Origin of the sequence: Halomonas litopenaei, assembly GCF_017303055.1 — a bacterium.
In the GTDB taxonomy this organism is placed as follows: Bacteria; Pseudomonadota; Gammaproteobacteria; order Pseudomonadales; family Halomonadaceae; genus Halomonas; species Halomonas litopenaei_A.
Genome location: NZ_JAEKJT010000007.1, coordinates 45,945 through 70,737 on the forward strand (window position 1 = coordinate 45,945; position 24,793 = coordinate 70,737).

The following is a 24,793-nucleotide window of genomic DNA, read 5'->3' on the forward strand; positions in this document are numbered from 1 at the left end:
AATGCCTGTATGGTCGCACTCCATGTAGGCTCGTTACAGAAATCCCAGTTTGACTACACGACCAAGATGGGGCTGGTATGATGCCTGCTCGCCCACTGAACGCCAGCGAAACGACAACGTCTATGCCTACCTTTTCGCCGCTTGATCCGCCGTTGCCTCAAGGAGTTCGCGACACCCTGTTCCTGACGACGCCTCCAGGCAGCGCTGCCGCGCTTGCCTTGGCGCGACTGGCCTCTCGGGAGCCGCTACTGGTGGTCACTCAGGACACCGCTGAAGCGCTGAGACTCGAACAGGAGCTGGCCTTCTTCGCTGACGTGCCGGTACTGCCCTTTCCCGATTGGGAAACATTGCCCTACGACAGCTTCTCGCCACACCAGGACATCGTCTCCTCGCGACTGCGAACCCTGAGGCAGCTTCAGGATGGCGTGCACGGCATCGTGCTGGTCCCCATCAATACGCTGATGCAGCGCCTGCCGCCGGTCGACTACATTGCTGGCCGCGTACTGACACTGGAAGTGGGCGCCACTCTGGAGCGAGAGGCGTTTCGAGAAACCTTGTCCCGTGCCGGCTATCGCGCGGTCGAGACCGTCTTCGAGCCTGGCGAGTATGCCCTGCGCGGTGCCTTGATCGACCTCTTCCCCATGGGCGCGGAGCATCCCCTGCGCATCGATCTGTTCGACAATGAGATCGACACGCTGCGCAGCTTTGATCCAGACACCCAGCGCAGCCTCGACAAGGTAGAGCGCATCGAGCTTCTACCGGCTCACGAATATTCGCTGTCGCGCTCTGCCATTGCCTGTTTTCGCGAGGGCTTCGAGACGCTTTTCGACGTCGACCCGCGCCAGTGCCCGCTATACGTCGATGCCCTCAAGGGCATTCCGTCGGCGGGACTCGAGCAATACCTGCCGTTGTTCTTCGAGACAACGGCTTCCCTGTTCGACCACCTGCCGGACGGCACCCACGTGGTCATGATGGCTGGCTGCCGCGACGCTGCTCAGCACCACTGGCAGTCCATCAGCAGTCGCTATGAAAACCTCGGCGTGGACCCCACCCGTCCGCTGCTGCCCCCCCATCGGGCCTTTATTCCCGAGGCAGAGCTGTTTGCGCTGATCAAGGCCCACCCTCGGATCGAACTGACCGACGCCACCGATCACCCCCATGCCCATCGCTGCCAGGCACAGGCCGCACCCGACGTCGCCATCAACGCGCGCGCCAAGGAGCCACTGGCCGCACTAAAGAACTTTCTCGAACAGCACTCGCAACAGCGCGTGCTGTTCGTGGCCGAGTCACGCGGTCGCCGAGAAGCCCTGGAAGACACCCTGGCGCCGGTCACCGGCGCGCTGCCGGCAAGCACCGGCTTCCTGGAATTCCTCGATGGCGACATGGCACTCGCTATCGCTGAAGGTCAGCTCGCCAACGGGCTGCTCCTCGAGCAACCGGCGCTGACGGTCATCACCGAGACCGAGCTGTTCGGTGACGTGGTGCGCCAGACCCGGCGTCAGGCCAAGGCGACGGACGACAATGAGCTCGCGGTCCGCCACCTGTCCGAGCTCAAGGCAGGCGCGCCAGTGGTCCACCAGGCCCATGGGGTTGGTCGCTATCGTGGACTGGAAACCCTGGAGGCAGGCGGCCAGGCCGCCGAATTTGTCAGCCTCGAATACGCCGACGGCGCCAAGCTCTATGTGCCGGTCGACAGCCTGCATCTGATCTCCCGCTATGCCGGCGCCGACGATGAGCTGGCCCCCCTGCACCGCCTGGGCTCGGAGCAGTGGGACAAGGCCAAGCGCAAGGCCGCCGAGAAGATTCGCGATACCGCGGCAGAACTGCTCGACATCTATGCCCGGAGAGAGGCCCGCGAAGGCTTTGCCTGCGCGCCCCCGGATGACGAGTACGCCCGCTTCGTGGCCAACTTCCCGTTCGAGGAGACGCCGGACCAGCGGGTGACCATTCAGGCGGTGATTCAAGACATGACCGCGCCACGCCCCATGGACCGTGTGGTCTGCGGCGACGTCGGCTTCGGCAAGACAGAGGTGGCCATGCGCGCCGCCTTCCTGGCCGTCCAGTCACAACGACAGGTGGTGGTGCTGGTGCCCACCACGCTACTGGCCCGCCAGCACTACGAGAACTTCCGTGACCGCTTCGCCGATACTGCTGTCGATATCGAGCTACTGTCTCGCTTTACCAGCACTGGCGGCCAGACCGAGACCTTCAAGCGTATCCGAGAGGGCAAGGTCGACATCGTCATCGGCACCCACAAGTTGCTGTCCCGTCAGCTCGATTTTCCTCAGCTCGGTCTTGTCATCATCGATGAGGAACACCGCTTCGGCGTCGCTCAGAAGGAGCGCCTGAAGAGCCTGCGCGCCGAGGTCGATGTTTTGACCATGACCGCCACCCCTATCCCCCGCACCCTGAACATGGCCATGAGCGGCATTCGCGATCTGTCGATCATCGCGACGCCCCCTGCCCGACGACTATCGGTGAAGACCTTCGTCCAGCAACGCGAGGAAGCCGTCATCAAGGAAGCGTTGCTGCGTGAAATCCTGCGCGGTGGCCAGGTCTACTACCTGCACAACGAAGTGAAGACCATCGAGACCGCCGCCGAGAAGGTCCGAGAACTGGTGCCGGAGGCTCGCGTCGCGGTGGCTCACGGCCAGCTGCCGGAACGTTCGTTGGAGCGCGTGATGTCCGACTTCTATCACAAGCGCTTCAACGTCCTGGTGTGCTCGACCATCATCGAAACCGGCATCGACGTGCCCAGCGCCAACACCATCATCATCGAACGCGCCGACAAGTTCGGCCTGGCCCAGCTCCACCAGCTGCGTGGGCGGGTTGGCCGCAGTCACCACCAGGCCTACGCCTACCTGCTGGCCCCTCCCCCACGTTCGATGACACGAGACGCGGTAAAGCGCCTGGAAGCCATTGGCCAGGCCGAGGATCTGGGGGCTGGCTTCACCCTGGCCAGCCACGACATGGAAATCCGTGGCGCGGGCGAGTTGTTGGGTGACGAGCAGAGCGGTCAGATGGAAGCGGTTGGCTACAGCCTCTACATGGAAATGCTGGACCGCGCCGTCAAGGCCATACGCGAGGGCCGCACACCCAACATCGAGTCGCCCCTTCAGGACGGCGTGGAAGTCAGCCTCAACTTGCCTGCGCTGATTCCCGACGACTACCTGCACGACGTGCAGCAACGCCTGGTCATGTACAAGCGTATTGCCAACGCCAGCAATGAGGCGGAACTCAAGGAACTGCGGGTCGAAATGATCGATCGCTTTGGCCTGCTGCCGGGGCCGGTCAAGACACTGCTGCGCCAGACCCACCTGCGACAACGCGCTGAACGACTGGGCATCACTCGCCTGGAAGCCGGCGCCGAGCGCGGCAGGATCCTGTTTGGCGGCCAGACCGCCGTGGACCCCCTGACCCTGGTCGAGCTCATCCAAAGCGACCCCCAGAGGTATCGACTCGAGGGTGCTGACACGCTTCGCTTCAGCGTCGACATGGCTGACGAAGAGGCACGCTTCGAAGCGATCGAAGCCCTGCTCGAACGGCTCAACCGAAAGGCTCAGGCCGCCTGACATTTGCTCTGTAAAGACTGGCGCAAAGACGCATTAGCGGGCAATCTATAGCTATCGACACACTGCCACCTGTGGCCGGGTGATCCCCGGCCCTCACACAACATCGAGACTGTTGCAATGACTTCGATTTCACTTCGCCGACCGTTAGCTCGCGCCGCCACCCTGTGTGGCCTGCTCGGGGTGCTGGCGACTCCTCTGGTGGCGGCGGACGAACTGCCCAGGGGACACTACCTGCTGCCCGAAGACGGGGACCTTATCGGCGAGGTCTATACCGTGGAAGCGGACGAAGACGACACCCTCATCGATATTGGTCACGACCACGGCATTGGCTTCAATGCGATCACTCGCGCCAATCCCGACGTCAGCATCTGGTATCCCGGAGAAGGCACCGAGGTCGTCATTCCCGCCCAGTTCATCCTGCCCGACGCACCGCGCACGGGCATCGTGGTGAACGTCGCCGAGATGCGCCTCTACTACTATCCTCCGGCCAAGGAGGGAGAACCGCGCACGGTCCAGACCTACCCGATCGCCGTCGGGCGCATGGACTGGAAAACGCCGCTGGGCTCTACCACCATCACCGAGATGGTCAAGAATCCTTCCTGGTACCCGCCCGCCTCCATTCGCCGCGAGCACGCTGAAGCCGGCAACCCGCTCCCCGGCGTGGTACCGCCAGGTCCGGAAAATCCCATGGGCACCCGCAAGATGCGCCTAGGTATTCCTGGCTACCTGATCCACGGCACCAACAAGCCTGAAGGCGTGGGCATGCGCGTCACCCACGGCTGCATTCGCATGCTGCCCGATGACGTCGAGAACCTGTTTGACCAGGTCTCCGTCGGTACGCGTGTACGCCTGGTCAACGAGCCTCTCAAGCTTGGCTGGTCTGATGAGCACCTGTATGTGCAGGCGTATCCCTATCTGGACGAGGAAGAAGGCGCGCCCATTGAGGACATGACTGCCGCCATCGAAGAAGTGGAATCCGCCGTCGAGGACAAGGATTACAGCGTCGACTTTGCACGCCTGAGAGCCGCCATGGAGACCCCCAGCGGACTGCCCGTAGCGATGCAGGCGACAGCACCGGAACGCCCGACTCCCCTGCCTGGCAGTCTTTACGACCACATCGAACTGGTCGCTGGAGAACCCCCGCTGCTTAGCCAGGCAAGCCAGGGAGAGTAAAACCTCCGCTCCCTGCATGTCCGTCCAAAGGCGCCCTTGTGGCGCCTTTTTTTCGCTCTCATCAGGCTCGGTCATCTGAGCAAAGTGACCGACAGAGTTGGGTGCCACGCGGCTGCTATTGCATCTGTCATGAGATCGAACAGGCGCGGCGACTTGCGCACCTGAGACGCGGATAAGGCCTGGCGCGCAGGGACATCAGAGCCATTTTCGTCAGCGTTCACCTAGGCCAGCGGCGCTTTAGTGAGCGCGCTACACCTGCCCCTTTCAGCCTGCCAGTGGCCCATCGAGCAGCCCCCGTTAACGCCACCACATGGCGCCGAGCCGCGCCTACCAGCGCCTGCAGGTATGACGTTGATGCAGGAGGTCCTGCGCCAGCACGCAGGTCCCAAAACGGCCATTGCCATCGTCGATCAAGGTATTTGCCGCTGCTGCATGCCTTCACCATGCAGAGCCGTGACACTGACCCAAAAACGACTGAGGCCCAACCTTTCGGTTGGGCCTCAGCCTATCGCTTCACGACCTGGCGGACGGACAATGTCCGCACCGTTCAGGTCGTCCCCCGAGGGGGCAAGGAAACGATTACTTGCGCATGGAGCGCTCGAACATGCGGTTCATCTCTTCACGGTTCTGCTGAGACAGCTGCAGAGCCGCTTGAGCGTCACGCTGTGCCTGGTTGGCAGTGTTCTGAGCCTGAGTGGCGATGCTGCGAGCTTCAGCAGCGTCGGCCTGAGCGGACTCAGCAGTCATGCGAACTTCTTCCAGAGCGCTGGAGGAAGCACAGCCAGCCAGAACGGCCAGAGAAGCGGCGGCGGCGGTCAGCTTCAGGGTAGTCTTCAGAGTCATGGTGTTCTCCTTGAGTCTTCCTTGGTACTGCGATTATGACGTCTACATGCCCCTTGGGGGAATGCATCCATCAGGCTTCCTGCAAAGGCAGGCCTTTCTTGCAGCGACTTGTGCTGCTAAGCACAGGAGTCAAACGCTGTTTTATAATACACAACGGCGCTTGTCCATAGTCTTGAACGTCCCTAGTCCACAGTCTTGAACGTCCCTAGCGCCCCTAAAGACTAGCGGATGACGACGCGAGTGCCAACACCAATCAGGCCAGAGAGTTCTCGAATTTCCTGATTGGTCACGGCGACACATCCGTTGGTCCAGTCAAAGTTGCGGTGAATATCCATATCTCCATCGCCGACACCGTGTATCCCGATATAGCCACCGAGAACCGTCTGCTGCGGAGGGCTGCGATGCCGCCGATAGTAGTCGAAATACTCGTCGTAGTCTTGCTGAGAGTAGAGCCCCGACTCAAGCGCCATTCTCGCATGGGTCGGGGTGGGATAGTCCAGCCCGATGAAGATGTCGAATTTGCTGTCGAAATTGAAGCGATCGACGTGGAATTCCCCACGCGGCGTCGTCTTGTCACCCATCACTCGCTGTGATTTTGCACCACCCCTACCCACCGATATCGGCGAGTAGCGGGCCAGTTCCACCCCACCACGATAGACCGTGAGACGTGACTCCTGATTGTCGATGAGCACCCACACCTCACTCGAGGAATCGGGCACGATGGCTCGCCTAAGCTGATCCTCGACCATATCGAAGCTGGCAAGGACTGCGGTGGGGAGTAGCAGCCAGGCACCAAGTATCATTTGGATAAAACGACGACGATGACCCCGCTGGAACATGACAAGACTCACTGTGTGTAAAAGAAATGATTGGTGACTGAGTGTAAACCACGCTCTGCGAGGCATCATCAACTATCTGGCAGACACTAGTGCGCCATGGCCAACCAGGACATCCCCTGCCTATTCATCCCAGGCCCGGCGTCTCCCTGTGGCGACACATCGCCTTTACCATTCCTCACTCGTCTGCCTTAGCGTCGCTATTTCTGCCTTTGCCATCGTTAGACAATCTCTCAAATCCTGTCGGAGATCGCGCCGCCCCCCGACAGCAATAACGCCAGGGGGTCCCACGGGAGTTCCCTGACTTGCTCCCCCGTCACTCTCCAGCGCGTCCAGATATGAGATCAATCGACCTAACCAACTGTCACGATCATTGGCGAGTTCACGCAAACGACGAACTTCCGCTATGTCGGGATAACGATCGCCCACCAGCATCGTATGCCAGTCGTGCTCGACCAGATGAGCATGCTCGCTGACATCACGCAGCAGCGCATCCAGCGCCAAACCAAATAGCGCCAGCGCGCCCTCCTCGCAGGCGCGCCGGTGGGCGTCATGATGTTCATCGTCCCGGACCGGTGTCGCAAGCAGCAACTCCACCTGGTACAACAACTGGTTGGTTCGCGCTCTGGGGGTCACTTGCGCTTGTCCTCGACCTGCCATGAGGAGCCGTCCCAGCTTGCCTTCCATCCGCTGGCCTTGCCGTTATCGCCATCCGTCATCACGAACTGCTCCTTGAGCTTGCGTGAAAAACGGATCTGCGCGGGGCGGCCGTCGGGATCCTGCTCGGGCGCGCTAAGAAGGTAGTGATACTTCTCGGGCAACTCCTCGGCGTGAGGCTTCAGCTCCTTGACCAACGGCGGGCGCGTTTCGCGATTCTTGGGAAACTTGCTCGCCGCGAGGAACAGGCCACTCGCGCCATCGCGTAACACGTAATGGTCCTCTACCTTCTGACACGCCAGCTCGGGCATCGGGATGGGATCCATCTTTGGCGGTGCGACTTCCCCGTTGCGCAGCAGCTTGCGGGTATTCTTGCAGCTGTCATTGGTGCAGCCGAAGTACTTGCCGAAGCGCCCCGACTTGAGCTGCATCTCGGAGCCACACTTGTCACACTCGATGACAGGACCATCATAGCCCTTGATCCGGAACTTGCCTTCCTCGATCTTGTAGCCTTCGCAGTCCGGGCTGTTACCGCAGATATGCAGCTTGCGGCCCTCGTCGATCAGGTAGCTGTCCATGGCGGTGGCACACAACGGACAGCGCTCCTTGGCGCGCAGCGCGTCGGTTTCCGCCTCTTCACCCGCGTCGGCCGCTACGGCCTCTTCGCCGGGAAGCAGATCGATCGTGGTCTTGCAACGCTCCTTCGGCGGCAGGTTATACCCACTGCAGCCAAGGAAGACGCCGGTGGACGCGGTACGGATCTGCATCTTGCGCCCACAGCTGGGACAGTCGATGTCCGTCGGCACGGGCTGGTTGGGACGCATGCCGTCCTCACTTTCCGCCTTCGCCAACTCCTCACGAAACTCCTGATAGAACGCATCCAGCAGCTCGCGCCAGCTGCGCTCGCCCTCGGCAATCTCGTCGAGACTATCCTCCATGCGCGCGGTGAAGGAGTAATCCATCAGGTCAGGGAAGGACTCCTTGAGACGCTCGGTGACAATGTCACCCAGCTTCTCGGCATAGAAGCGCCGATTCTCCAGCTTCACGTAGCCGCGATCCTGAATGGTCGAGATGATCGCCGCGTAGGTCGACGGACGACCGATGCCGCGTTTCTCGAGCTCCTTGACCAGACTCGCCTCGGTGTAGCGTGCCGGCGGCTTGGTAAAGTGCTGCTTCGGGTCGAGGGCGTCCAACGCCATCGGCGTACCCTCACCCAGGTCAGGCAAGGCCTGATCGTCTTCCTTGCGCCCCATGGGCGTCATGACGCGGGTATAGCCGTCAAACTTGAGCACACGACCCTTGGCCTTGAGCTCGTAACCGTCCACCGCCACGGTCAGCGTCGACGACAAGTACTCGGCAGGGGTCATCTGACAGGCCACAAACTGACGCCAGATCAGCTCATACAGACGCTCTGCATCGCGCTCCATGCCAGCAAGGTCGGTAGACCTGCGAGTCACCTCGGAGGGGCGAATCGCCTCGTGGGCCTCCTGGGCCCCTTCCTTGCTCGAGTAGCGATTCGGCGCCTCGGGCAGGTAACGATCACCATATTCGCTGCCGATGTACTCGCGCACGCTTTCCACCGCGTCTCTGGACAAGTTGGTCGAGTCCGTACGCATATAGGTGATGTAGCCCGCCTCGTAGAGCCGCTGAGCCAGCGTCATGGTCTTCTTCACCGAGAAGCCCAGGCGACCACTGGCAGCCTGCTGCAGGGTCGAGGTGATAAAAGGCGCGTTCGGCTTGGAACGGGTGGGCTTGTCTTCACGGGCCGAGATGGCAAGGGTTGCCTTGCGCAGCGCAGCGATCCGCTTTTCGGTCTCTGCCTCACTGGTGGGGCGAAACGCCTTGCCGTCCTGACGCACCAGCTCGAAGCGAATCGCCTCGCCCTCTGGCGTCACCAGATCAGCATGCACATCCCAGAACTCCTCCGGCACGAAGGCCCGGATCTCGCTCTCACGCTCGCTGATCAGGCGCATGGCGACGGATTGAACGCGCCCTGCCGACAGGCCTCGCGCCACCTTGGCCCACAGCAGCGGGGACAGCATGAAGCCCACCACCCGGTCGAGGAAGCGCCGTGCCTGCTGGGCTTCGACTCGCGGGATATTCAGGCTTCCCGGATCGGTAAACGCCTCCTGGATGGCATTCTTGGTGATCTCGTTGAACACCACTCGACGATAGCGTTGCTCATCCCCTCCGATGGTCTCGCGAAGGTGCCAGGCAATGGCTTCTCCTTCGCGATCAAGGTCGGTCGCGAGATAGACGGTATCGGCTTTCTCAGCCAGCTTCTTGAGCTCGGCAACGACCTTTTCCTTGCCTGGCAGCACCTCATAATTGGCCTGCCAGCCATTGTCAGGATCGATACCCATACGCCGGATGAGCTGCGTATGCGCCTTCTGGCGCTGATACACCGCCTTCTCCTCCGCCGACATCTTGCGTGTCGCGGCCGCCTGGCGAGCCCGCTCCTTAGGATCGGAGGCCGCCTTGCCAGAGCCGCTGGTCGGCAGGTCACGGATGTGGCCCACACTCGACTTCACGATGAAATCGTTGCCGAGATATTTATTGATCGTCTTGGCCTTGGCAGGCGACTCGACGATGACCAGAGACTTGCCCATAGTACTCCACGAAAGTCAGGGCGCCGCGCTCCTTGGCGTACGCCAGTATGTAACATACCCGCCGAAGCTTGACGGGGAAAAATGCGCTTACCCTAACCCAGTGCCGAACATCGCGCCAGTCACATCGACGGTTGCCCCTGGAACAGTGCTGGTCGTGTCACGGATCACGCGGCGCCTTCTGTACGGCGCCCGACTCGCATGGGCAAGAGACTAGCCTTAACCCCGTCGTCCGACAAGCAGCGGCCACATAACGACCTTGCCCCCGCTGGGCGGGGGCAAGGACATAGCAACAATACGCCACAGGGCCGATCGAACGTGGCGATCAGCGCAGCGCCATAGTCACGAGCGCCGCGTCTGTCCCCGCGAGCGACTGGTCGAGCGCCGACGCGAAGCCGCAGGTGTCGCCTCTGCGCCCTCGGGCTTGGCCGCCCCCGCAGGCTCTGACGTCGTTGCAGCAGCTCCAGCGCTGTCGGACTTCGTGCTGTCCGCCTTCGTGCTGTCGGCCTTCGTGCTGTCGGCCTTCGTGCCGGACGCCGAGGTAGTGGCGCCTGAAGCACTGGACGTCTTGGTGTCGCTGGACGCCTCGGAAGCGCTGGATGCCTTCGTCGTGCTCGGCTCCTTGGAAGCGCTGGGCGTCTCGGAAGCACTGGATGCCTTGGTAGCGCTGGGCGTCTTGGAGGCAGTGGATGCCTTGGTAGCGCTGGACGCCTTGGTAGCGCTGGGCGTTTTCGAAGCGCTGGATGCCTTGGGAGCGCTGGATGCCTTGGGAGCGCTAGTTGTCTTGGACGCGCTGGGCACCTTGCCACTGCCGCTGGTGTTCCCACCCGCACCGCCATCAGAGGATGACGACCGTGTTGACCTGCGACGGCTGGCCGGCCTCGCCTTGAGGAACAACGACTTGATTCGCTCAAAGCGAGCGGCCGCGTGCTCGCTCAAGTCACCGCTGGCCGCCAGAACGTGCTCCATATGCTCGATATGGCTGTCAATTTCCTTGGCATCAAGGCCCTCAAGCAACGCAGGCACTGCCTCAAGGGCGGCTTCACGATCCTGTTTCAGAATGAAGAACTGATCGCGCATCAAGTGCTTGAAGTCCTGCAGCTGAAGCTCGGGCTCCAGCTCGCTCCGGGAGGCTTGCAGCCGGCGGAAATTACGTCCATCGGTGGCCGGAGCACCGCCAAGGACGAAGATGATCGACCTCATGACCGCTTCATGAGCTCCACCACGGGCGACCTGAGCACGGATTTCGTCGCGACGACGCTGGATGAAACGACGCCGTTCGGGTTCGGCGCCCGGCAGCCTTCGATCCGCGTCCACGGCACCGCGCAAGCCGACCAGAGACTGCAACAGGGGCTGGCCATAGATATCCAGAAATGCCTTCTCGATGGAACGGTCACGCAGCACACGCCAGGCATCAAGACTACGGGAGATCAGGCTTGAACCGATGTCTTCGTACACCCGGAAAACGTTGTCGTCGCTAAGCGCACGGCGACGTTCGCGCACCATTTCTGCCAACACCGGCAATGGCGCCATCAGCGGGTTGCGGTCCGACAGCAGGCGATAGCCCATGCGATTGGGATGCATCCGACGCATCCAATGGGCAGACTCCGGCGTGGAAAGCGCCCGAATCCACGGCTGCAGGAACTGACGGTACAGACCAAGATTGATCTCGGACACTCTGGCCACCGTCGCAAAGCGACGATCATCCTGAGGCTGTGGCTTGACGACCTCGTCCAGGTCGTCCAGGTCGCGGGTAGAGAACTCAAGCAGGTAATCGCGCTCGATAAGCTCCGCATCAGGACGGTCGCTGGCCTTGGATACCGTGGTCTCATACAGCCCTGGCGGCAAGACGTCGATGTAGTCCATGTTGGCCGTGAACTCGGCGTGCTCCTTGCGCGACACGCTGCCCGAGACAAAGATGCCGAGGTGACCCGTCTTATCGTGCACGCAGTAGACGATGGTCTGCTCGTTGGCAATGATGTCGTCGACACCGCCATACAGATCACGCACCCACCCCAACGCCTGGGGTGGCGGCGTAATGTCATCACCCTGGGAGCAGAACACGATCACCGGGGAGCGCACGTTGCGCAGATCAATGCGACGACCGTCTGACGTCACCAGCTGCGCCGTCGACAGCCGATTACCGACGAACAGATTATCGACGATGTACTGGATCTCCTCTCCCCCCAGTACCACGTGTCCGCCCCACCAGCGTTCGAACTGAAGATAGCGTTCGGCTTCGGTATCGACATGGGCATATAGGTGGTATTGCTTGTCCCACCAGGTGTTGGCCGGGTTGAGCCGCTCGAAATTCTGTACCAGCCAGGCACCATCGAACACCCCATCCCCCATGTCCGACAGCATGTGGGTCGCCCAGCTGCCTCCGGTCATGCCGCCGGTATAGCGCATCGGCGCCTTGCCGCGCTCACCGGCCCAGTAGGACAGTGGAGCCCCGGCAATCAGGATCGGCCCAAACACTTCCGGCTCCAGCGCGGCGGCCATCATGATCTGCCAGCCAGCCTGGCAGTTGCCGACCACCATCGGCTTCTCGCTGTCAGGGTGAAGCTCGTTGACGTGGCGCAGGAAGGTGACCTCGGCCTCGACCACGTCCTCGACCCGCTGCCCCGGAATCGGGTACGGCATAAAGGCGATGAAGTAGCACGGATGGCCAGCCCGCAGCGCCACACCGATCTCGCTGTCAGGCTTGAAGCCACCGATCCCCGGGCCATGCCCTGCGCGGGGGTCGACCACCACGAAGGGACGTGCGAGCTCATCCGTTTCGACGCCTTCCGGGGGATGCACGCGCAGTAACTCGTAGTTGACGGGACGTGGCAGCTCTTCCCCGAGCATGACGATGTCGGTATCGAAGCCGAGCACCGAGGGACGGGTCTTTTCGATATGTTCGAGGTACTCGTTGCCGCGCTGCCGCATCACATCCCAATAGAGGATGCTGCGCTCGACGCTGTCGCGCCAGTAATCGGCGGCGGCGCGTCCGAAACCAAAGGGATCGAGCAACGGTGCAAAGGGTTCCGCCATCGCGAACAGCGGCGCGGCAGCGCCAGGCATCAACGCATTCATAGGGACTCCTGGGGTTGCGTGACGCGCAGGAGGCGATCCGTGCGCCTGCGCACTTGTTGCACTGCAATATAGCGCATTCCTCCTGGGACTGCGAAGCCCCCGCACCACGCCACGGCACATAAGGTAGGAGTAAGCGCAAAAACACGTAAGCTAAAACGCACAATGCCCGGCATTACCGGGCATTGCTTTCATCTAACGCTGCGCATCGAACCGTTACTTGACCTCGATGCCATGGGCCTGCTGGTCGGCGTGATAGGACGACCGCACCAGAGGACCAGACGCCACGTGGGTGAAGCCCATGGCTCGGCCTTGCTCGGCAAACCAGTCAAAGGTCGCCGGCGGGACCCAACGGTCCACTGGCAGGTGATTGCGAGACGGCTGCATGTACTGACCCAGCGTCAGCATATCGACATTGTGAGCTCGCAAATCCTTCATGACCTCGATCACCTGCTCGTCGGCTTCACCCACCCCGAGCATCAGGCCAGACTTGGTCATGACCTCCGGACGGCGCTCCTTGTAGCCCTTGAGCAGATCCAGAGACCACTGGTAGTCGGCACCAGGGCGCACCTTGCGATACAGGCTGGGCACCGTCTCCAGGTTGTGATTGAAGACGTTGGGCGGCGTGGTTTCGAGGATATCCAGCGCGACCTCCATGCGCCCCCTGAAGTCCGGCACCAGCACTTCGATCTCGATGCTCGGGCTGTCGCGGCGAATCTCGCGAATACAGTCGGCGAAATGCTGGGCACCGCCATCGCGCAGGTCGTCACGGTCAACCGAGGTCACTACCACGTACTTCAGTCGCATCTCGGCGATCGCCTCGGCGAGCTCTCGCGGCTCACGCTCATTCAAGGCATTGGGCCTGCCGTGGGCAACATCACAGAACGGACAACGACGGGTGCAGATGTCGCCCATGATCATGAAGGTGGCGGTGCCCCCGTGGAAGCACTCCCCCAGGTTGGGGCAAGACGCTTCTTCGCAGACCGTGTGCAGGCCGTGGCGACGCAGCGTGTCCTTGATGCGGGTGACTTCCTTGGATACCGGCATGCGAACCCGAAGCCAGTCGGGCTTGCGCGGGATCTCCTCGGTGGGAATCACCTTCACCGGAATCCGGGCCACCTTCTCGGCACCACGCAGCTTGACACCTCTTTCGCTGCGAGCACTTTTCTTGGCCTTGGCGGCGGCGGCCGCCGCCTGGATGGCGGAGCTGTCAGTCATGTCTCTATCCTGTGGAAGATCGCCGTCACGACTCCAGGGCGATCAATCAAAATGTTGGCCGTGGAAAGCCTCTGGCTGACCAGAACGCTCAACCAGTTCACGTTGCCCCAGCCGAAGGGCCAAGGCATCCAATAGACGCTGCGCCTCAAGCCTGGCATCCACATCAGTAGACGTCAGGTCGGCCAGCCGAGTCATCTCTAGCCCCGCATAGCCGCAGGGATTGATGAAGCTGAACGGCGTCAGATCCAGGTCCAGATTGACGGCAATGCCGTGAAAACTCGCGCCACGCCGAATCCGCAACCCCAGGGAGGCAATCTTGCGCTCCCCGACGTAGACACCGGGTGCATCTGGCCGGGCATGAGCCTCAATGCCATGCTGCCCCAGGGCATCGACAACGCTGTCTTCCAACGCGCTTACCAGGTCCCTTACCCCCAGTCGCGCGCGCTTGACGTCGATCAGGGGATACAGCACCAACTGACCCGGCCCATGGTAGGTAATCTGACCACCACGGTCCGTCTCCACCAAAGGGATCTCGCTGGGCATCAGCAGATGCTCTGCCTTGCCGGCCTGTCCCTGGGTGAACACCGGGGGATGCTGGACCACCCAGATCTGGTCGGGCGTCGTGCCGTCCCGCTGATCGGTCAGCTCACGCATTGCTTGCCATACGGGCTGGTAGGGCACTAGCCCAAGATGATAGACCTCGATGGGCTCCATCACACCACCATGTGCACGCGACCGGTCGCCTTGAGCTCCTCGAACAGCGCCTTGAGCTGGGTTTCACCCGTGGCACGCAGGGTCAAGCGCACAGACTGAAAACGTCCGTTGCGGCTATCGATGACCTCGAGGCTGTTCCCGGTAAAACTCGGATCATGCTTGAGCACGATCTGACTCACCGTCGCGGCAAAGTCTTCAGACGCATCACCGACCACCTTGATCGGGTAGTCACAGGGAAACGTGATGGTCACATCTGTCGGATCAGGCCCAGCTTGTGAGCGAAGATCCCGGAAGGTTCGATCGTTCATCCGATGACCCTTTGAGTGGATACCCGACTATTCTACTCAACCTTGGCGACTCGACCAAGCCAGGCGACTCGGCTAAGCCGGGCGACTTAACTAAGCCGGGCGCATCGCACCCGGCTGACCACCCGTCGGCGGCGGACTCTGCCCGCTCACCGATCGGGTCACCTGCTCGATCGCGACAGCTTCAGTCGAACCAGCCACCCACCAGGTCACTGAAGAAACGCTGAACCTTGTCGATCATGCGCTTGAAGAAGCCACCCTCCTCGACCGCCTCCAGGGCCACCAGGTCGCGCTCGCCAACCACTTCGTCGCCCAGTCGCACTTCCATGGTGCCAACCCGCTGCCCCGCAGCAATCGGCGCCACCAGGCCGCTGTCGATGTCCAGGCGCGCAGTCAGCTCTCCATTGCGGTTACGCGGCACGGTCATGTAGACGCCATTGTCGACGCCTACCTTGAGCTCATTGGTCGCACCTTCCCAGACACGCGGGGTATTGAGCACCGCGCCACGATCATAGAGTTTCAGGGTCTCGTAATAGCGGAAACCGTAGCTCAACAGCTTTTGCGTTTCCTGTGCCCTCGCTTCATCGGAGTTGGTACCCATCACCACAGAAATCAGGCGCATGTCATCGCGCTTGCCCGACGACACCAGGCAGTAGCCGGCTTCTTCGGTCCAGCCCGTCTTCAGGCCATCGACACTCGGGTCGCGCCACAGCAGGCGGTTGCGGTTCGGCTGCTCGATACCGTTGTAGGTAAAGTGCTTCTGGCTATAGATCGCGTAGTGTTCCGGGTAGTCCAGAATGATGTGACGGGCCAGACGCATCAGGTCACGGGCAGACGAGTAATGGTTTTCGCCGGGCAGACCGGTGGCATTCTCGTAGTGGGTATTTTCCATACCCAACTGGGTGGCATGCTGGTTCATCAGGTCGGCGAATGGCTCCTCACCGCCGGCCAGATACTCGGCCATGGCAACGCTGGCGTCGTTGCCGGAGACGATTACGATCCCATGCAGCAGCTCTTCCACCGGCACCCGGGTGCCGACCTCGACGAACATCTTGGAACCTCCGGTGCGCCACGCCTTCTCGCTGATAGGCACCATGTCATCGCCCTGGATATTACCGCGGTCGAGTTCACGTTCGACCAGGTAGGCGGTCATCAGCTTGGTCAGGCTGGCCGGCGGCAGACGCTGATCAGAGTTGTGTTCAGCCAACACGCGACCACTGTTGGCGTCGATCAGAATCCAGGACTTTGCAGCGAGCTGCGGCGGAGCAGGAATCATGACCTGGGGCTCGGGCATGTCCGGCGTGGGAGCGTCAGGCTGCTGGGCACTGGTCAAGGGAGCCACCAGGGCCGCGCACACAAAAGCAACTGGCAAATAGCGGCGAGAAAGAGATGACTTGAAAATCATGGTGAACGTCTCGTTACAACAGTCGGGGAAAGCGGCGTTAAACGTCGCCGCACAATTTTAATCACACATCGATACCCGCGAACTTCACCGTGGCGCCGGTTTAACGGCGCCCACGGCTAGCGCCCATCGACGACAAAGGTCTGCTCAAAACCGGCCTGGCGCAAGCGTTCTCTGATCGGCTCCGCCTGGCCTCGACTGGCCAACGGTCCGACCTGCACCTTGTGCAGGCCAGCGTCACTGGCCACCCGCACATCCTGGTTCAAGCGCTGCTCCAGGTCTGACTTGAGGTCTCGAGCGCTGGTCGCGGAACCCAATGCCGCCACCTGAATGTAGACACCCTCGGCTGCACCCGCACTCGCCGGCGCTGGGGCCTCTTGTCGGGCACCACGCTGAGCTACCGCGGGAGCCTGTGCCGCAGACCGGGACGGCGTCGCAGCTGGCGGTGCTGATGTTTGCTGAGCGGATGTTTGCCGAGCCTGGGCTTGGGACGCAACAGCCCCGGACGACGCCTCAGCACCTCGCCCACCGTTGGCCTGCCACTGACCAGCATCGATGGCACTGACGCGCACCCGACCAGTGCCATTATCGAGGATGTCCAGGCGCGCTGCCGCCGCATAGGACAGGTCGATCTCGCGGTCATCATGAAACGGACCACGGTCATTGACCCGCACGATGACCGAGCGACCGTTATCCAGATTGGTCACGCGAGCAAAGGTCGGCAGCGGCAGTGACTTGTGGGCGGCGGTCATCTTGTACATGTCATAGATTTCGCCGTTTGAGGTGGCATAGCCATGGAACTTCTGGCCGTACCAGGAGGCTGTGCCTTCGCGCTGATACCCGCTCGGGTCGTCCATCACGTGATAGGTCTTGCCCCACACCTCATAGGTCGACCGGTTGCCTGCACGGGAGCGCGGCTCCTTGCGCGGTACCGCGTCCGGCACCTGACTGACATCAGGTGGGCTTTGAGGATACGCATCACCACTCATGGCGTAGCGGCCACCACTGGAACTGGGCGCCTCACTCTGGGTGGCCGCCCCGTCCGCACTTGGCGCATTGCCGGGACCACCGCTGGCACACCCGCCCAGGGCGACCAACAGCGACATGGTGGGCAGCAAGCGCGATCGCAGGCTCATGTGGTCGCCTCCAGCTCCAGCGCATTCCACCACTGGCGCTTTCCCAGGTCACGCACCTGGGCGATGGCCTCGGCAAGCTCGGTCACCGCCATGGCGTACAGATGGCTGTGATTGTACCGGGTGATCACATAAAAATTGGTATCGGCAAGGCGATAGCGCACGCTGCCATCTTCGCTGTCGAGTGCCAGCGGAATCACCTTGCGATCGCCCGCCAGTTGCTCCTGCGGGCGAATGCCCTGGGCTTCCAGTGCGGAGACCTGCACGTAAGGGCGCTGGGTACGATTGAAATTGATCGCAGCAGGTGTGGTCGCAGGACCCTGCGCTTCCCAGTACACCTCGCCGCCGGGCTGCCAACGGTGCTCGGCAAAGTAGTTGCCAACGCTCCCAATGGCATCGACGGGGTCGGTCCACAGGTTGCGATGCCCATCGCCGTCAAAGTCCACGGCGTAGGCTTGATAGCTGGTAGGAATAAACTGGGGATAGCCCATGGCACCGGCATAGGAGCCTTTCAGGCTGCCAGGATCCACGCCCTGCTCGTAGGCGATATCGAGAAAGGCCTCCAGCTCGCCCTCGAAGAACTCTCCCCGACGCGGATGGTGGAAGGCCAGCGTCGACAAGGAGTCCAGCACTCGGTGGTCGCCGGTAATCCTGCCATAGCGGGTCTCGACGCCAATGATGGCAGCGATGACCTCCGGTGGGACTCCGTAGCGCTGCTCGGCCCGCTCGAAGGCATCAAGATGGGTCTCGATAAAGGCGGCACCCTCGTTGATGCGCTCCTCTCCGAGGAAGATATTGCGATAGCGCTCCCAGGTCATATGATGCTCGGCGGCACCACTCATGGCTTCGAGCACCGACGGCTGGAACTGCGCGCTGGCCATGGTCTGCTCAAGCCATTCCCGGGAGATCCCCTGCCGCTCCAGGCGTCCCATCATGTCGTTGACGTCGGGGGTCGCGAAGTCCTGCGCCGCCGCCGACAGCGACAGCGTCGCAAGCAGGCCGCCCAACACGCTGCCCAGCCAGCCACGGCGTGTCGCACCAACGCCTTCCCTTCCCTGGATCAGGGGTACTGTCATCAATCTTCTCCCTTGGGACACGCCGTGTCGCCTGCCAGCACTATCGTAAATGCGATGGCGAACAGGGTGGCGACGGCTGTCGCACGCCCATGTGCGCTCTCTGGCGGCGATCTGGCATGAACCCGTAAGCCTGTTCATCGACGCTATCGAGGCAGCAGTCGACGGTGTGCATTGACCGCCATGAGAATACCGAAACCGGCCATCAAGGTCACGCTGGACGTCCCTCCGTAACTGACCAGAGGAAGCGGCACGCCGACCACGGGAAGAATCCCGCTGACCATGCCGATATTCACAAACACATAGATGAAGAACGTCAACATGATGCCACCGCCCAGCAAACGGCCAAAGGTGTCTTGCGCCGCGCCAGCCAGCCACAGCCCCCGCGCAACAATCAGCAGGTAGAGCACCAGAAAGGCCAGCATGCCTACCAGGCCGAATTCCTCACCCAGCACCGCGACGATAAAGTCCGTATGTCGCTCAGGCAGAAACTCGAGCTGCGACTGGGTCCCCTCTAGCCAGCCCTTGCCCCAGATACCGCCGCTGCCGATGGCCGTGGTCGACTGGATGATGTTCCAACCAGCGCCGAGCGGATCGCTCTCGGGGTCCAGAAAGGTCAATACCCGCTGCCGCTGATAATTGTGCATGTTCATCCACAATAGCGGTAAGGCGGCCCCCGCCAGGGCCACCATGGCACCGATGAACTTCCACGAAAGGCCCGCCAGCAAGATGACAAACACCGCCGCCGAAGCCACCAGCAACGAGGTACCAAGATCGGGCTGACGGGCGATCAGCCCCACCGGCAAGGCGATCAGCAATGCGCAGCCCGCCAGCACCCTCCAGTTCGGGGGCAACTCGTGCCGACTGATCCAGGCAGCGATCATCATCGGCATGGCGATCTTCATCATTTCGGAGGGCTGGAAGCGCACCACGCCAGGAATCACCAGCCAGCGCTGCGCTCCCATACCGATGTCACCGAGAATCTCGACCGCCACCAGCATGACCACACCGGTCATGTAGGCGGGCAGCGCCCAGCGCATCAAGGTCGCCGGAGAAAACTGAGCGAGCACCAGCATCACGGTCCAGGCCACACCGAAGCGAATTGCCTGGGCGGTGACCACCCGCATGTTCTCGCCGCTGGCGCTATACAACACCGCCAGGCCGCTGACCATCAGCAGCAGCAGCATCGCCAGCAGCCACGGATCGATATGCAGCCGCTGCCACAGAGAAATGCGCCTGGCGATGCCGCTGGCGGGGGGGCGTACCGGATGACCACGCAATGATCGCACGAAATCGACGGCCATCAGTCGGCCTCCTCTGGGTCATCTTGCAGCGGATCGCTATCGTCGGATACCGGCTTGCCGGCGTTGTGATCCAGGATCCAGGCATCCGCCATGGCTCTGGCAAGACCGGCGGCGTGGGTCGAGCCACCGCCGGCGTTCTCGACGATCACCGCGATGGCAATCTGGGGGTCTTCCACCGGAGCGAAGGCCATGAACAAGGCATGGTCGCGCAGACGTTCGCGCAGCTCGGCGGCGTTGTACTTCTGGTTCTGGCCCAGCGAGAACACCTGGGCGGTGCCGGACTTGCCGGCCATGCGATACTGAAGCCCTGCCCCCGTGCGCCGGGCGGTGCCCTCGCGACCGGACAGCACCTTCTCCATGCCATTGAAGACCCGTGTCCAATAGGCATCGGGAGCATCGATATCCGCTGGCGTGTCCGGCAAGTCGACCGGCACATCTTCCGCGCCGATGCGCTTGGCCAGGCGCGGGCGTACCCAATGCCCGCGATTGGCCAGTACCGCGGTGGCCGACGCCAGCTGTAGCGGCGTGATCTGCAGGTATCCCTGCCCAATGCCTACCGACAGCGTCTCCCCGGGATACCAGGGCTGATTGAAGCGCGCACGTTTCCAGTCGCGGGACGGCAGCAGGCCATCACCCTGGCCCGCCACATCGGCGGCAACGCGAGTACCGAAGCCGAACGCGCCCAGGTTGGCGTCGATCCGATCGATGCCGAGCTCGTGTGCCAGGGAATAGAAGTAGGTGTTGTTGGACACCGCCAAGGCACGTTCGAGATTGACCCGACCGTGGCCCCAGCGCAGCCAGTTGCGATAGCGGCGCTCATCATTGGGCAGCTGGTAATAGCCAGGATCGTAGATCACTTCATCTGGCGTGACGGCGCCCTCGATCAACCCGGCCATGGCCATGAACGGCTTGATCGTGGAGCCGGCGGGATAGCTGCCGCGAGTGGCCCGGTCGAACAGCGGCAGATCGATATCGTTCTGCAGGCCACGATAGGAAGCGACATCGATACCGGTCACGAACTGATTGGTATCAAAGCCCGGCACCGATGCCATGGCCAGGATCTCGCCGGTCTGGGGGGCAATCGCGACGATGGCACCGCGGCGGTCATCCAGAAGGTCCACCGCGAGCTGCTGCATGTCCATGTCCAGGGTAAGGGTCAGGTCCTGCCCCGGTTCAGGATCGGTGTGCCCAAGCTCGCGCAACACCCTGCCGCGGGCGTTGGTCTCCACCTTGCGAAGTCCCGCTCGCCCATGCAGCTGGTCCTCGTAGAACCGTTCCACGCCAGTCTTGCCAATGAAGTGCGTCCCGGCGTAGTTGCCCGGGTCAAGAGACTCCAGCTCCTCGGCATTGATTCGCCCGACATAGCCCAGGGCGTGGGACATGATTTCGGCATCAGGATAGAAACGCAGCAACTGCGCCTGGACCTCTACCCCTGGCAAGCGGTGGCGGTTGACCGCCAGTCGCGCAATCTGCGCTTCCGTCAGATCACTCATCAGCAGCGCCGGCTGGTAGGGCCGCTGCCGCTGACGTGAGCGCACCTTGAACGCCTCGACCTCTTCTGCCGGCAGATCCAGCAGGTCGACCAACAGCTCGAGAGTGGCGTCGAGATCGTCCACCCGCTCGCGCACCAGGGTCAGGTTATAGGTGGGACGGTTTTCTGCCAGCAGCTGACCGTTGCGGTCGTAGATCAGGCCCCGCGTGGGCGGCAGGGGCTCGACCCTGACGCGATTTTTCTCGGAACGCGTGCTGTAGACCTCGTGCTGAACGATCTGCAGGTAGCAAAGGCGGCCAACCAGCAGGCCCGACAGCAGTACCACCACGACGCCAGCGAGGCTTGCTCGCATGCGGAAGATGCGTAGCGCTTGCTCGGGATTCTTTAGGGTGTCTCGACGCTTACGCATGCGAGGGGCAATCCTTGTCTGGCTCAGAAGCCGTCACCGATGGTAGGGATGCCCCACCATCAGCGTCCAGGCACGATAGAGTTGCTCGGCCAGTACCAGCCGAACCAGAGGGTGAGGCAGGGTCAAGGGGGACAATGACCAGCGCTGATGAGCCCGCGCCGACAGCGCGGGATCGAGACCATCAGGACCACCTACCAGCAACACGACGTCACGCCCACCGTGGCGCCATTGATCGGCGTGCTCTGCCAGGACTTCCGTCGTCCAGGGCTTGCCCAGCACTTCCAGCGCCACCAGGTGCTCGTCTCCACGCAGGCGCGCGTCGATACGTTCTGCTTCCTGGGTGATCGCGCGTGCCATATCGGCATTCTTGCCACGATGCCCCGGGGCAATCTCTTCAATCTCGAGGCGAAAGTCCTTGGGGAGACGCTTGCGGTACTCCTCGACGCCATCAGTGACCCAGCCTGGCATGCGTGTACCGACCGCCAGCAGGCGGACCCTCATGCCTTGGCCTCTTCCTCTGGTGCCGGGCTGTCGCTGGGCAAGTCTGACCACAGGCGCTCTAGGTCATACAGTGCGCGGGTGTCAGGCATCATCACATGCACCACCACGCTACCGAGATCCACCAGCACCCAGTCAGCACCGTTGTCGCCTTCCACGCCAAGCGGCTGCACACCCTGCTCCTTGGCGTTGGTAATCACGCTGTTGGCCAGGGCCGCCACATGCCGTGTCGAGGTGCCGCTGGCCACCACCATCCAATCCGTCACGCTGGTCAATCGCGACACGTCGAGCACTTCGACGTCCTTCGCCTTGATATCGTCTAGCGACTCGATTACGAGCGCTTTCAATGCTTCAATCTGCATAGCCCCTCATCACTGGGTATTCATCGACCGTCTATTGTACCCGCTGACGCGCCTTATGGCAGTGCGATTCCAGCGCTTCCACGAATTTCTCACTCAGCGCCGAAAATCGCTGGATTCCGATACAGTCCCCGGGACTCGATACGCTGCACCACCGGCTCGGGCAGGAGATAACGCACGCTCTCGCCCTGAGCCAGGCGCTCACGCACAAAAGTGGCGGATATGGCCATGCGTGATGGCAGCGACAGCCGCAGCAAACGGCCCTGGGCCTCTTCCATCAGTGCCTGGCAGTCATTGACCTCACGACCGGCTATCAGTTCCTCAAGAGCCGCCGGCAACGCGCCGATATGGTCTGGACGGTCGATCACGACCACATGGGCCAGGTCGAACAGCTGCTCGGGCCGATGCCACTGCGCGAGCTTCAAAAATGCGTCATGTCCCAGCGCCATGACGATCCGCGCCTCTTCACCGTAGCGCTGTCGCAATGATGCCAGGGTCAGAGCGCTGTAGGACGGCCCTTCTCGCTCCAGCTCGCACGGGTCCGCCAGCAGACCCGGGGTGTCTCCGATCCCCAACCGCAGCAGCGCCAGGCGCTCCTGAGCCGACACCTGTGGACGGCCCCTCAAGGGCGGCTGGGCCGCCGGAATCATGTGCACGCCGTCCAGGCCGAGCACGTCCCTCAGCTCTACCGCCGTGCGTAGATGACCGTGATGCACCGGGTCGAAGGTCCCCCCCAGCATGCCGATGCGTGCGGGCCCATCGGTGATGGAAAACGACACCTGCTCACTCACTGGCGAATCTGACCATCACCCAGCACCACGTACTTGCGCGTAGTGAGGCCTTCGAGACCGACGGGGCCGCGGGCGTGCAAGCGGTCGGTGGAAATGCCGATCTCGGCACCCAACCCGTACTCGAATCCGTCGGCAAAGCGAGTGGACGCATTGACGATCACTGAGCTTGAGTCAACCTCGGCCAGGAAGCGCCGCGCCAGGGTATAGTTCTCGGTGACGATCGCTTCCGTGTGTCCGGAGCTGTACTGCTCGATATGCGCCATCGCAGCGTCGATGCCATCGACCACCTTGACCGCCAGGATCGGCGCCAGATATTCGGTCGCCCAGTCCTCATCGCTGGCAGGCAACCAGCTGTCCACCACTTCGCGGGCACGCTCGCAGCCGCGCACTTCCACCCCTTTTTCCGCGTAGACACCCGCGAGCCTCGGCAGCAGAACGTCGGCCACTGCCACGTCCACCAGCAGGGTCTCCATCGCGTTACACACACCGTAGCGATGGGTCTTGGCATTCACCGCAATGGCCTCGGCCTTGTCGAGATCCGCATGGGCATCCACGTAGACGTGGCAGATACCGTCCAGGTGCTTGATCACCGGCACCCTGGCCTCCCGACTGATGCGCTCGATCAAGGACTTTCCACCGCGGGGTATGATCACATCAACGTAGTCAGGCATGCTGATCAGATGACCCACCGCAGCGCGGTCAGTGGTCGCCACACACTGCACCGCAGCGTCCGGCATGCCCGCTTCGCCGAGCCCCTTGGCGATGCACTGCGCCAACGCAAGGTTGGAGGCGCTGGCCTCGGAACCGCCACGAAGAATGCAGGCGTTGCCCGATTTGAGGCAGAGACTGGCCGCTTCCAGCGTGACGTTGGGACGCGATTCATAGATGATACCGATAACGCCAAGGGGGACGCGCATCTTGCCCACCTGGATACCACTTGGCCTGGCGGACAGATCACTGATCTCGCCGACCGGGTCAGGGAGAGCCGCGACCTGGTGCAGCCCTTCGATCATCGCATCGATACGCGCATCGTTCAGCGCCAGGCGGTCGAGCAGCGCGTCATCGAGCCCCTTGTCACGACCACGCGCCATATCATCACGATTGGCCGCCAGAATCTCTGGTCGCGCCTCATCCAGTGCCTTCGCCATGGCCTTCAGCGCATGATTCTTGGCGGCTGGAGTCACACGGCGCATGGCAGAGGCAGCCTGCCGGGCACGCTGGCCGACGGCATTCATGTAAGCACTGACATCGTCGATGGTGGCGGAGGTGGCGCTGGCAGAGTCGGACACGATGGGAAGTTCTCCTTGACGTGTTCCACCCCCGAACTGGACAC

The 24,793-nt window shown here is 62.2% G+C and carries 19 protein-coding genes; 2 read left to right on the forward strand and 17 right to left on the reverse strand.

What is annotated here, in order from left to right; translation table 11 throughout:
• Positions 1-122: 122 nt before the first annotated feature.
• Positions 123-3,572, forward strand: coding sequence for a transcription-repair coupling factor (mfd, locus tag JF545_RS14550; protein WP_206943262.1), 3,450 nt, complete (start codon positions 123-125; stop codon positions 3,570-3,572).
• Positions 3,573-3,689: 117 nt separating this feature from the next.
• Positions 3,690-4,745 (forward strand): L,D-transpeptidase family protein, encoded by a 1,056-nt coding sequence (locus JF545_RS14555; protein WP_206943263.1) that lies wholly within the window; start codon positions 3,690-3,692, stop codon positions 4,743-4,745.
• 579 nt (positions 4,746-5,324) lie between these two features.
• Here JF545_RS14555 and JF545_RS14560 read toward each other — a convergent pair.
• The 17 genes from JF545_RS14560 to JF545_RS14640 all read right to left on the reverse strand — a co-directional run bounded on the left by JF545_RS14560 (position 5,325) and on the right by JF545_RS14640 (position 24,695).
• Entirely contained in the window at positions 5,325-5,588 is a 264-nt protein-coding gene (locus tag JF545_RS14560; protein WP_045992670.1) for an Lpp/OprI family alanine-zipper lipoprotein, read from the reverse strand.
• A 221-nt stretch (positions 5,589-5,809) separates the two neighbouring features.
• Positions 5,810-6,427: a L,D-transpeptidase family protein gene (locus JF545_RS14565; RefSeq protein WP_206943264.1), complete on the reverse strand. Its 618-nt coding sequence runs from the start codon at positions 6,425-6,427 to the stop codon at positions 5,810-5,812.
• 165 nt (positions 6,428-6,592) lie between these two features.
• Positions 6,593-7,111, reverse strand: a complete 519-nt coding sequence (locus tag JF545_RS14570) for a DUF6586 family protein (protein WP_224907517.1) — start codon at positions 7,109-7,111, stop codon at positions 6,593-6,595.
• Positions 7,057-9,690: a type I DNA topoisomerase gene (topA, locus tag JF545_RS14575; protein WP_206943265.1), complete on the reverse strand. Its 2,634-nt coding sequence runs from the start codon at positions 9,688-9,690 to the stop codon at positions 7,057-7,059. The genes JF545_RS14570 and topA overlap by 55 nt, the downstream gene beginning before the upstream one ends.
• A 339-nt stretch (positions 9,691-10,029) precedes the next feature.
• Positions 10,030-12,765: a DUF3141 domain-containing protein gene (locus tag JF545_RS14580; protein ID WP_206943266.1), complete on the reverse strand. Its 2,736-nt coding sequence runs from the start codon at positions 12,763-12,765 to the stop codon at positions 10,030-10,032.
• Between the two features lie 213 nt (positions 12,766-12,978).
• The gene (gene lipA / locus JF545_RS14585; RefSeq protein ID WP_206943267.1) at positions 12,979-13,980 is read right to left on the reverse strand and encodes a lipoyl synthase; all 1,002 of its coding nucleotides are present in this window, start codon (positions 13,978-13,980) and stop codon (positions 12,979-12,981) included.
• Between the two features lie 42 nt (positions 13,981-14,022).
• Entirely contained in the window at positions 14,023-14,694 is a 672-nt protein-coding gene (lipB, locus tag JF545_RS14590; RefSeq protein ID WP_206943268.1) for a lipoyl(octanoyl) transferase LipB, read from the reverse strand.
• The gene (locus JF545_RS14595) at positions 14,694-15,002 is read right to left on the reverse strand and encodes an HP0495 family protein (RefSeq protein WP_206943269.1); all 309 of its coding nucleotides are present in this window, start codon (positions 15,000-15,002) and stop codon (positions 14,694-14,696) included. Before JF545_RS14595 ends, lipB begins: the two co-directional genes overlap by 1 nt.
• A gap of 181 nt (positions 15,003-15,183) precedes the next feature.
• Entirely contained in the window at positions 15,184-16,404 is a 1,221-nt protein-coding gene (locus tag JF545_RS14600; protein WP_206943271.1) for a D-alanyl-D-alanine carboxypeptidase family protein, read from the reverse strand.
• A gap of 116 nt (positions 16,405-16,520) precedes the next feature.
• Positions 16,521-17,537: a septal ring lytic transglycosylase RlpA family protein gene (locus tag JF545_RS14605; protein ID WP_206943273.1), complete on the reverse strand. Its 1,017-nt coding sequence runs from the start codon at positions 17,535-17,537 to the stop codon at positions 16,521-16,523.
• Complete coding sequence (gene mltB, locus JF545_RS14610; protein WP_206943275.1) at positions 17,534-18,610, reverse strand: lytic murein transglycosylase B; 1,077 nt, start codon at positions 18,608-18,610, stop codon at positions 17,534-17,536. Before mltB ends, JF545_RS14605 begins: the two co-directional genes overlap by 4 nt.
• 143 nt (positions 18,611-18,753) lie before the next feature.
• A complete protein-coding gene (rodA, locus tag JF545_RS14615) occupies positions 18,754-19,911 on the reverse strand; it encodes a rod shape-determining protein RodA (RefSeq protein ID WP_206943277.1) in 1,158 nt (385 codons plus the stop codon).
• Positions 19,911-21,812, reverse strand: a complete 1,902-nt coding sequence (gene mrdA, locus JF545_RS14620; RefSeq protein ID WP_206943279.1) for a penicillin-binding protein 2 — start codon at positions 21,810-21,812, stop codon at positions 19,911-19,913. Before mrdA ends, rodA begins: the two co-directional genes overlap by 1 nt.
• Before the next feature lie 33 nt (positions 21,813-21,845).
• Positions 21,846-22,313, reverse strand: a complete 468-nt coding sequence (gene rlmH / locus JF545_RS14625; protein WP_206943281.1) for a 23S rRNA (pseudouridine(1915)-N(3))-methyltransferase RlmH — start codon at positions 22,311-22,313, stop codon at positions 21,846-21,848.
• The gene (gene rsfS / locus JF545_RS14630) at positions 22,310-22,672 is read right to left on the reverse strand and encodes a ribosome silencing factor (RefSeq protein ID WP_206943283.1); all 363 of its coding nucleotides are present in this window, start codon (positions 22,670-22,672) and stop codon (positions 22,310-22,312) included. The genes rlmH and rsfS overlap by 4 nt, the downstream gene beginning before the upstream one ends.
• An 89-nt stretch (positions 22,673-22,761) precedes the next feature.
• Positions 22,762-23,409, reverse strand: a complete 648-nt coding sequence (gene nadD / locus JF545_RS14635; RefSeq protein ID WP_206943619.1) for a nicotinate-nucleotide adenylyltransferase — start codon at positions 23,407-23,409, stop codon at positions 22,762-22,764.
• A gap of 47 nt (positions 23,410-23,456) precedes the next feature.
• Positions 23,457-24,695 (reverse strand): glutamate-5-semialdehyde dehydrogenase, encoded by a 1,239-nt coding sequence (locus JF545_RS14640; RefSeq protein WP_222486326.1) that lies wholly within the window; start codon positions 24,693-24,695, stop codon positions 23,457-23,459.
• Positions 24,696-24,793: the final 98 nt, after the last annotated feature.